Genomic DNA, 10,252 nt, shown 5'->3' with positions numbered 1-10,252 from the left:
GCGCGTGGCAGTATACCGTCGTGATCAACCAACCTCCGACCACGGCGCTGATGAAAAGCGTCTGACCGGGATCGCGATCTTGTTCGCCCTCCCAATCCGGCCCACGGTATTGCTCGAGCAAAGCGATGTCGCCCGGGCGAAGGTGAGCGGTCGAAAGGTCGAAGAGGGTCCAAAAATGAGGTGCCCGGGCCGGCGAGCCAGCGGCTCGCCTCAGAACACTTCGGGCGACCTGCTCGGGAGTTGCGATCCCATCAAATATGGTATTCCACTGATCATCGGAGAGATGTGGTCGAAGCATCGTTTGCAGATCGCCCAGGTACGCCACGCAGGCATGGAGAGAATCCGCTCTCTGTGGGACGCTCCGCCTCCACCAGCCGCGTGCGATACTGCGTAAGCGCAGGATCCTTCCGCAACCGCTCGATAAGTTCCCGCAGCTCGTCGAGCTTCCTGCGCTTGGATGGGCGGCGAACTGATGGCGTATCCCCAGCTGGTCTGCGGGGTTCAGGGAAGGTACGCATGGGAGACGACAAAGGAGCTCGGCGCCCGCTTCAGGAGGAATCGCTGCTGGTCCCCTCCAACGGCCAGACGACGCCCTGCCGAAGCCGAACATCACGGGCCATTGAGAACTGACGGCAATGAGAGCATCCAGTATCGCGCMCTTCAAGGAAGCTGCTCCGCGAAGGGGGGTCATAGCTCATTCTGAACCAATTGGCCGGCACGGCCGCGCGGGAGGACGTCGGCGGATTCGCGATCAACGTCGCAGCGGCGCGCATTCCGCTTCATTGCCGCTCCTGGCGAGACGCCGCTCGATAACAGCGGGTTCCTGTCTTGCGATCGAGCGCTCCGAACCGTCCCGTTGCGCCTATGCAGCAACACATTGATCATTCAAGGGAGAATATCTAAGAAAGCCGGCGCCTTGTGCAGACGCACATCAGCGGACGGGCAATGATATTCAACAGCGTCGAATTCATAGTATTCCTGATTTTTGTAGTATTTATCTACTACATACCAGCAATGCGGCAATGGCAGGTTAGCTGGCTCGTGTGTGCGAGCCTTTTTTTCTATGCCTGGGAACAGCCGGCTCTTCTGACGCTCCTGCTTCTGTCTGCAACAATCACCAGCCTTGCAAGCTACGCGGTCATGAAAGGCGCGATGCCCAGGCTGAGCGCAACGGCCGGCGTCACGGCGAATCTGGCCATACTAAGCTTCTTTAAGTACAATCACCTTATTGCCGGGGCTCTCGGAGCAAATTTTGATCAAACCCCCTCGATAGGACAGACGCTCATCCTGCTTCCGCTTCCCGTCGGGATCAGTTTCTACACATTTCATGGTATTTCCCTCGTGGTCGATACTTGGCGAGGAAAGGTTCCGAAAGCCGATCCGTTCAAGCTCGGCCGCCATTATCGCAACACCCTGCTGTATATCATTTTCTTTCCGCAGCTTGTCGCGGGGCCAATCGTCAAGGCCGCCGAATTCATGCCTCAGATCGCAGGCAAGAGGTTCTCGGACATCGATTGGCGGACAGTGATCCACAATGTGGTCGTCGGCTTTTTTCTCAAGGTTGTCATCGCCGATAATCTGGCGCAGCAGACCACCTTCATCAGTTGCCCGGCCTGTCAGAATCTCTCGAGCGTCGATCTTGTGGCGTTGCTGATCGGTTATTCCGTCCAGATCTTCGCTGATTTCTGCGGCTATTCCTGTATCGCAATCGGTATCGCCGCACTGATGGGATATCGGCTGCCCGTCAATTTCAACCGCCCGTATCTGGCGGACAGCATAGCCGAATTCTGGCGCCGATGGCATATCTCGCTCTCGAGCTTTCTGCGCGAATATCTCTACATTCCGCTCGGCGGCAACCGGCATGGGAAGGTTCGAGCCTATGTCAATCTCATCGCCGTCATGGGGCTGGGCGGGCTCTGGCATGGCGCAGCCTGGAGCTATGCGGTCTGGGGCCTGTGGCATGGCGCCGGATTGGCGATCGAGCGGGCCTGTACCGCACCGGCATGGATTGCGAGCCGGAATCCAGTGCTGGGGCTACTGCGGGTCTTCGCCGTCTTCGCTTTCGTCACGCTAGGCTGGCTATTATTCAAGCTGCCTGATTTCGGGGAAGCGGTGCAGTACGTCTCGGCAATGTTCACGAACACGGATATCAGACCTAGCCTCCTGCGATGCCTCGTCATTGTGGCCTATAGCTTGCCGGTCGTTGCCTATCATCTGCTTCCGACATCGCGCTTCCGGTCGCCTGAACACCAGATGGCCGTAGAAGGCCTGCTTCTTGGCGCCATCATCCTGAACAGCGGCAGCTCAAGTGCCTTCATTTATTTCCAGTTCTAGGGTCGTACTCATCTCGGCCGCCTCACTGCTGGTCGCCTATGCGCTCGGCGTCGAGTTCCTGCGGCCGGTCGTGACACTCTACCCCGACCAGAATGCCTACAATCTCGCCAGGGCCGAACGCGCACTGATTGGAGAAGGCATGCTATCGACAATCCTCGTCGGCAGTTCCCTGGGGGTGCGCCTCCMCGACGATTGGCTGCCGGGCGATTGGATGAATCTCTCGCTCGGAGGCAAGGGCGCGGCGACCGGGCTCGCGCTTGTCGAGAAGGCTGGCCTGCGACCGGCACGGATCCTGGTGGAAATCAACACTCTCGACCAGCCGCTCGACCAGGCGCTCCTGATTGAAGCCCCGACCCCGATCCCCTTGGCGCTACGCAAATGGATCAGGGGCCTGCGGTTAGAGTATCGGCCGATAAATCTGCTTCTATCCAGCTTTGGACGGTTGCGGGGCTCAGCACACAACGCGGTGGCCTCGCGTAGCCTAGAAAGCGCTTGCGATGCGCTGCCCGCTCCCTCTGTGGCCGATGTCGTCTCGCCAGATATCGTGGCACGGGAAACGCAGCGGCAACTGACAGCGCCGGTGTCCGGAGATCTGGGGCAGAGGCTCGCAGAGCTGAAGGCGGCCATTTCGAGACTGAAGGCGCGTGGGATCGAGATCGTCCTGATTGAATGGCCGGTCGCCCCTGCCATCGCAGCCGCGCCCCGGCAGACAGCGGTCCGCGATGCGGTCAAGGATGCCTTTCCGGACTTCAAGCTCATCAGCTTCCCGCTCGCTCCGCTGCGCACAGAGGACGGCCTGCATCTTGCCCCCGTGAGCGCGCGCCGGGTCGCCTGCGACCTCGTGCTAAAGCAGGCTTGATCGGCCTCCCGCTCACCGCGCGCTGTCGCGGCGTGGGCGAGATGGCAGCGGCTGGGCCGAGACAGGCCGACACGATCATCAGGTCGCGTCGCACATGGATTCCTCTAGGCGCGGTGCAAAACGCAGAGTAAAACGGTATTGTCGTTTCGCCTCGCGAGATCCCGGACTGCGATCCCGCCAATTGCACTAGCGCCATTACGAAGCATCGCCGAAGCGGAGCGCGCTTCGCCGCTGCATGATTGATCTCGAGCGCAAACAGGACGATCAGATCCGCGCAAATGAAGGCGCCTGAAGGCTACGAGGGGCTGCTTTGTAGGAAAAGTTCGGTCCGGTGCTACGGGACCAACTGAGTGACGAGGAGCCGGGAATTGGGCAGCAGCACCGAAATCCCCCCAGCGGAGCAACCCGCCTGACGGCGTCGGACAGGCACTTCATTGAGAGTCGGTTGCCCGGCGTTGTCGGGTGGCTGCATCCAGACGCCGCGTACTTCACGACTTACCTGATGGGCCTGCATCTCCAGCTAGCCGCCAATGTGATGCTCCGAAGGGGGATCGTTGCGGCTGATGATATCTACAACCCATTCGCCATTGGTGTTTCGGAAGGCGCGTTTCGGTTCCTTCTGGCCAAGGACTGCCCGCTCGTCCCGTTTGCCCAGATCGCAAACAAAACCATGCTCTGCCAAAGGGCCGAGCATGCGTTCTACTTCGCCGGGGCCGCGGGCTTTGTTCAGGACTGTGCAGATCTTTCCGTGGTCGCCACATTCCGGGAGAACCGCCAGCAAGGGGAGAACTGGGTGATCCAACGACTGCTGAGCGTGGATGTCATGATCTTCAGCTGACAGGACGAGCGAGCCCAGCGGGAAGCTCCCGAAGCGCGCGTTCCTATTTCGACATGAGCCATCGTCGACGACTGCACCGACCTGGCGGTCTCCAAGCGCTTCGTCGACAACCGGGCCAGGGGAGAACGCTGGGCGATTCAGGAGCTGCTTGGGCGTAACGTTGTTCTTCTGAATTGAGTGGGGCTCGTCTTTCCGCGCGATCACGATCTCCCGGCGCAGTGGCGTGCCATGAGCCGAACCACCGCCGCAGTCGGTGATGCTGCCACCGTTGCCAGAGCCCGTCGACGGCGCCTATCCTTTCCGGGAAGAAGGCCTTGCCCTTTCGATGATCAATCGATACCGGATCAGATATGCATTCTCGTCGCAGCGCCCTCCTGCACCATTCATGACGACCTGGCGGCCCAGACAGTGACGGTCAGCTCATCACCGCAACGGGTTCTCCTCACGGGCGCTGYGGGCTTCGTCGGCTTCCACGTTACCGAAGCGCTGCTCGCACAGGGGATCCAGGTCCTCGGGATCGACAACCTCAATCCCTATTACGACCCCGCACTGAAGCAGGCACGGCTCGATCGCCTGACGCCGCGCAACGGCTTCTCCTTCGAGCGCATTGACATTGCCAACTATGATGCTTTCCAGGAGGGGTTTGCACGGTTTCGCCCCGACATCGTGGTCCATCTCGCCGCCCAGGCCGGCGTTCGCTATTCACTCGACAATCCTCGCGCCTATGCCAGCGCTAATCTCGATGGCTTCCTCTCCGTGCTGGAAGCCTGTCGACACCATCCGGTTCAGCACCTGATCTATGCGTCCTCAAGCTCGGTCTATGGCGCCAACGCCAAAGTGCCGTTCAGCGAGCATGATGGCGCCGACCACCCCGTGTCCCTCTATGCCGCGACCAAGCGCGCCAATGAGCTGATGGCGCATTCCTATGCGCATCTTTATGGCGTTCCGGTCACCGGCCTGCGCTTCTTTACCGTCTACGGCCCCTGGGGGCGGCCGGACATGGCCTATTTCAAGTTCACCAAGGCGATCCTCGAAGGCCGTCCCATCGACGTCTACGCCGAAAGCGGGATGAGTCGGGATTTCACCTATATCGACGATGTCAGCGAGGCGATCGTCCGGCTGACTGGAGAGGCGCCGATCCCCTCGCCCGACTTCAACCCGGCCTCGCCCGATCCTGCGACTGCCGCGGCGCCTTATCGCATCTACAACATCGGCAATCACACGCCGATCCGGCTCGATCGCTTCATCGCCGTGATCGAGGCCGCCTGCGGAAAGAAAGCGATCAAGCGCCATCTTCCGATGCAGCCCGGCGATGTGCCCGTGACCTATGCCGACGTCAGTGCGCTGGCAGCGCGCGTCGGCTTCAGTCCCTCAACCGCGATCGAGACTGGCATCCAGCGCTTCGTCGACTGGTATCGCGCCTATCACGGGTGACGCCGACCGGCCCAGCCCCAGATCGCTCAGAATGCCGAAGCCGCTGCGCCGCTCCGGGGGAAATTTCCCGTTCGGCAATCTGCCGGGCAGACCGGACATGACCTACAGAGTGCTCAAGGCAACCGCGCCCGGGGAAGCTTCACTCCGCAACAGCGATCGGGTTGACCGCGGTCACGCAAGCAGCACCTTCGGTCGTCGCGAAGCGCAGCATGCCGAGGAGATCGGCGTGAAGCGGGCGCTCTGCTGCGGCGGCGAAGGCTGGCCCTCTGCCTCAGGCGCCGCGCAGGGCGCCGTCCTCGAAGCTCTTCAGGAACCAGTGATAGAGATCGGCCAGTCCATCCTCTAGCGAGACTTGGGCTGTCCAGCCCACCTTCTGCAGCCGCGACACGTCCATCAGCTTGYGCGGCGTACCATCGGGCTTCGACGCGTCGAACGACAGGGCACCTTTGAACCCTACAGTATCGGCAATCAGCTGCGCGAGAGCAGCAATCGTGATGTCCGCGCCCGTGCCTATGTTGAGATGGCTCTCGCCTGAATAGTGCTTCATGACGTGCACTGCGCCATCGGCAAGGTCGTCGACATGCAGGAATTCGCGCCGCGGATGACCAGAGCCCCAGACCGGCAGGGTGGCGTCGCCTGCCGACTTCGCACGGTGCGCCTTCAGCATCAGTGCGGGAATCACGTGGCTACCGGCGAGATCGAAATTGTCGCCCGGACCATAGAGATTGGTCGGCATCACCGAGACGAAATCGCAGCCGTACTGCCGACGATAGGCCTGACATTGCTTGATGCCAGCGATCTTGGCGATCGCATACCACTGGTTGGTGTCTTCCAGCGGCCCTGTAAGCAAGGAATCTTCCGACATCGGCTGCGGCGCCAGCTTCGGATAGATGCAGGAGGAGCCGAGGAATTCGAGCTTCTTCACACCGGTTCGATAGGACGCCTCGATCACGGAGGACTGGATAGCGAGATTATCGTAGATGAACTCGGCAGGCCTCGTATCATTGGCGAGGATGCCGCCGACCGTAGCCGCCGCGAGGAAAACGACGTCTGGACGCTTGTCCGCAAACCACTCCTCGACCTGGGCCTGGCGGCGCAGATCGAGTTCGGAGCGCGAGGCGGTCAAGACCTCACAACTTTCGTTCTGCAGGCGGCGCACGATGGCCGAACCGACCATACCGCGATGACCAGCGACGAAGACACGCTTTCCGGTTAGATCAAACACGCCTGCATCCCTCATCAGCACGGAGCTTCAATGCAACCGTGCTCCTTGTATTGCCGTCGCTTAGCTTGCGAGACCAGTCGTCAGAGCGCCGACCGATCATTGCGGCCCTGTTCGCCCGCCACCACCCTGAGATCGCTCGCGACCATCTCGGCCACCAGCTCACGGAATCCGGTCCGGTGCGTCCAGCCGAGCTGGCGCTTCGCCTTGCTAGGATCGCCCAGCAGCAGCTCCACCTCGGTTGGGCGGAAGTAGCGCGGGTCGATCTTGACCAATACCTGCCCGGAGTCGGCATCGATGCCGGTTTCTTCGACACCTTCGCCCTTCCAGGTGATTGTCCTGCCGACCTCGGCGAAGGCAATCTCGACGAATTCGCGCACGGAATGCATCTCGCCGGTCGCCAACACGTAATCGTCGGGCTTGTCCTGCTGCAGCATCATCCACATGCCCTCGACATAGTCGCGAGCGTGACCCCAGTCGCGCTTGGCGTCGAGATTGCCGAGATAGATGCAATCTTGCAGCCCAAGCTGGATGCCCGCAACAGCGCGGGTGATCTTACGTGTGACGAAGGTCTCGCCGCGCGTCGGCCCCTCATGGTTGAACAGGATGCCGTTTGAGGCATGCATGCCATAGGCCTCACGGTAGTTCACCGTGATCCAGTAGGCATAGAGCTTCGCGGCGGCGTAGGGAGAACGCGGATAGAACGGCGTCGTCTCGGATTGCGGCGTCTCCTGAACCTTGCCGTAGAGCTMGGAGGTCGACGCCTGATAAAAGCGCACAGTCTCCGTCATGCCGAGGATACGGATGGCCTCCAACAGTCGCAACGTGCCAAGCGCGTCGGCATTGCCCGTGTATTCGGGGGTCTCAAAGCTGACCTGAACATGGCTCTGGGCAGCGAGATTGTAGATCTCGTGCGGCCGGGTCTCCTGGACAAGCCGGATCAGGTTTGTCGAGTCGGTAAGATCCCCATAATGCAAAAACAGTCTCGCATCAGAATTGTGCGGATCAACATAAATCTCATCAAGGCGAGCAGTATTGAAGGATGATGAGCGGCGTTTAATACCGTGAACAATATAGCCCTTTTCCAGCAACAATTGACAGAGATAGGCTCCGTCTTGGCCCGGCGCGCCAGTGATAAGAGCGACTTTCTGAGACATGTTTTCTAAGACCTAGTAGGAGCCTGTCACGCTTTCAAGAATGGCATTGCTATAAACACACAGAGCGGGAATGTCACATCTCTTTCGCCGCTAGCGCCGCCATATAAGAGCGTTTCGGCAGGTTCAAAAAATCCGAAGCAGGGCCGACGTCCAGGCGTCGGCCTGCGCCTGGAGGCTGAACTGGGTCGCCACGCGCTCCCGCCCGGCAGCGCCCATGGAATGGCGCAAGGCCGGGTCCTTGATCAGCCGATCCAGCCCCTCGACGATCGCCTGGGCCGTGAACTCCGTCTGTAGAATCGCCGTCCGCCCCTCATCGGCTGCTTCAACAATGCCTCCGGCTTTGAAAGCCACGACCGGCAGGCCGCAGGCCGCAGCCTCAAGAACGGTTTGCCCGAAGGCTTCCTCACGGGCCGTACCCACAAAGATATCGGCCGCGTTATAGACAAGCGCCATCAGGTACTCATCACGAACCAGACCAAACGCACGGGTGGAGGGGAGCCGGTCTGAGCCGTGGCCGAACACCATGACCCCGACATCGGCGCGTGCGCTCAGGGAATTCAACAGCTCGGCGAGAACTGGACCGCCCTTGCGCTCCTCCGTCACGTTGACGGAGCCCAGCAGCACCATCGGAGGCTCTGCCGGGACGCCCAACAGCCGCTTGGCCAGAGCCTTGTCGATTGGCGCGAAGAGACCGTGATCCAGGCCGAGATGGACGGTCTCGATTTTGACCGCATCCCCAAAGCGGGACAACGCAATGTCGCGCGTCCAGTCGCTGTTCGCAATCAACGGGATGGCGTCAGGGCCCGTGAAGACGTCGGCCCGGCGGCGCCAGGCCGGGGCTATCTCGTTGCGCGGGATCGAGGGATACTGCTCGGCCGTAGGGCAGTCCGCATGGCAACCGCCCTCGACATAAGCGCGACAGGGGCCCGGGTAGGCGCAACGCCCTGTCACCCAATGCAGGTCGTGCATATACGCGACAACCGAGAGCCCCTCGTCTCGCAGTGCAGGCAGGATATCGATCGGCCATGATGCACCATGGAGATTGCCGGCGATCACCAAGTCCGGATTCAGCGCTTTGACCTCAGCGACGACTCGCACGCGGATCTCCTCGTCGGACAACCCTGCCGCCGCGTGCACGTCGCTGAGCGAATGCACCCCTAACCAACGGCCAGTAGGCACCGTTTGGCTGATACGGGGAAAGCCGGTGTCGTGCCCTGGCTGCCAGCAGACGATCGCCACGTCCCACCCCGCTAACAGGAATGACTGAGCCTGGCGCCGGGTCGCCGTTCCGGCGCCATACTGGAAGCAGACGTCGTTCAAAATCACGACGCGAAGACGACCCTGCCTCGACAACTGCCCTTTCAGATGGCGCAGATTACCTCCATTCGCCGAGAGTCCGTTGAGCGCGACAATCTGTACCCCAGCCTCTTCGGCCGCCTTCCGCACCAGCCGAGGAAGAGTTGCATCCTTCTGCAGGACGATCAGGTCGGTCCTATTCATCGATGCGGGGAGGCCGAAGGCCACATGCGTCGCGCCACCGCCATGCAGCATCACTGCCGCCTGGCTGCTTTCCTGCGCGCTGCCAACCCAGCAAACCGATCTGCCGGCACGACCAAGCTCATAGAGGCGTTCGAGATCTTCGGCCGTGAGATGCCCCGGTAGCACCCTGGCGAGGGCGAAGGCGACCGGTAGAGTGCAGGGGCCCAAGCCGATCGCCGGGGCCGACCCGGCGTCATCGATCCTGGCAACAGAGAGGCGGGAGAGGCCAAGTCGGTAACTCATCCGCCGCAGCAGCACCGCCAGCCGGAAGGTGCGCTTCTCCCCGATCGTCGCCAGAAGGAATCCTACGATCTTGCGCTTCATCAGGGCAAACTCCGGGACGCCATCGAGCGGAGGGGCACATCGACGGAATCAATCGCGCCGTTCCGGCCATTATTCCTAACTTGGATGGTCATCACTCCATTTGAGCCTGAGAAACCGATAGTACTTAGGCGTGCAGCCGGCAAACGCGACCATTCGGTCCGCTCTGTCTCAACACTGTCGATTTTCATAATGTAGCGAAAACTCAGATCATCCTTCTGATCGACACCGAAGAGGCGCGGGCTAACGTCGATAACCGGCTTCTGGTCATGCCCGAAATTGCTGACCTCGTTGAAGCTGATGACGACATACCCGCTGCGTTCCGGATGTCGTGTCTCCACACCGTTTCCAGCAGCGAAAACCCATTCCGGCCCCAAGGCAAACATCAGACTGCCGATCAGCGTTAGGCCGGGAGAGGCCTTGTCGGTGATCCGGATAGGGATATCACCATAGACCGGAAACTGGCGGATCGGGTAAAGGTGAAGCGTCCTGTCCGCGGGCTGCGGCATAAGCATATCGCGATTGTACGCGATAAGCCTGCTTTCGGC

The 10,252-nt window shown here is 60.9% G+C and carries 9 protein-coding genes; 5 read left to right on the top strand and 4 right to left on the bottom strand.

Translation table 11 applies throughout. The features are described from left to right. The 5 genes from AC1DRP_RS33920 to AC1DRP_RS33900 all read left to right on the top strand — a co-directional run. The coding region (locus AC1DRP_RS33920) for a hypothetical protein (RefSeq protein ID WP_476770827.1) at positions 1-394 on the top strand (394 nt) is incomplete at its 5' end. Between the two features lie 524 nt (positions 395-918). After that, the gene (locus AC1DRP_RS33915; protein WP_476770826.1) at positions 919-2,334 is read left to right on the top strand and encodes an MBOAT family O-acyltransferase; all 1,416 of its coding nucleotides are present in this window, start codon (positions 919-921) and stop codon (positions 2,332-2,334) included. Continuing rightward, the gene (locus tag AC1DRP_RS33910) at positions 2,309-3,193 is read left to right on the top strand and encodes a hypothetical protein (protein WP_476770825.1); all 885 of its coding nucleotides are present in this window, start codon (positions 2,309-2,311) and stop codon (positions 3,191-3,193) included. The genes AC1DRP_RS33915 and AC1DRP_RS33910 overlap by 26 nt, the downstream gene beginning before the upstream one ends. A 445-nt stretch (positions 3,194-3,638) precedes the next feature. Beyond that, a complete protein-coding gene (locus AC1DRP_RS33905) occupies positions 3,639-4,031 on the top strand; it encodes a hypothetical protein (RefSeq protein WP_476770824.1) in 393 nt (130 codons plus the stop codon). 408 nt (positions 4,032-4,439) lie between these two features. After that, complete coding sequence (locus AC1DRP_RS33900) at positions 4,440-5,465, top strand: NAD-dependent epimerase (protein ID WP_476770823.1); 1,026 nt, start codon at positions 4,440-4,442, stop codon at positions 5,463-5,465. Between the two features lie 271 nt (positions 5,466-5,736). On the opposite strand, the gene fcl is transcribed toward AC1DRP_RS33900, so the two are convergent. The 4 genes from fcl to AC1DRP_RS33880 form a co-directional block, all read right to left on the bottom strand. Then, positions 5,737-6,705: a GDP-L-fucose synthase gene (gene fcl / locus AC1DRP_RS33895; RefSeq protein ID WP_476770822.1), complete on the bottom strand. Its 969-nt coding sequence runs from the start codon at positions 6,703-6,705 to the stop codon at positions 5,737-5,739. Positions 6,706-6,770: 65 nt separating this feature from the next. Then, positions 6,771-7,844: a GDP-mannose 4,6-dehydratase gene (gene gmd, locus AC1DRP_RS33890; protein WP_476770821.1), complete on the bottom strand. Its 1,074-nt coding sequence runs from the start codon at positions 7,842-7,844 to the stop codon at positions 6,771-6,773. Positions 7,845-7,967: 123 nt separating this feature from the next. Next, positions 7,968-9,707 (bottom strand): glycosyltransferase, encoded by a 1,740-nt coding sequence (locus tag AC1DRP_RS33885; RefSeq protein ID WP_476770820.1) that lies wholly within the window; start codon positions 9,705-9,707, stop codon positions 7,968-7,970. Beyond that, positions 9,707-10,252, bottom strand: a 546-nt coding sequence (locus AC1DRP_RS33880) for a hypothetical protein (protein WP_476770819.1), incomplete at its 5' end; no start/stop codon positions are given. The genes AC1DRP_RS33880 and AC1DRP_RS33885, both read right to left, overlap by 1 nt.

Source organism: Allobosea sp. 01N443 (genome assembly GCF_056399325.1).
Note: the sequence above shows the minus strand (reverse complement) of the source record. Positions and strands in the feature narration are given on the sequence as shown.

Excerpts from the sequence above, each read along its gene's own strand:
- AC1DRP_RS33885 (WP_476770820.1), bottom strand. The coding sequence starts at position 9,707 with ATGAAGCGCAAGATCGTAGGATTCCTTCTGGCGACGATCGGGGAGAAG.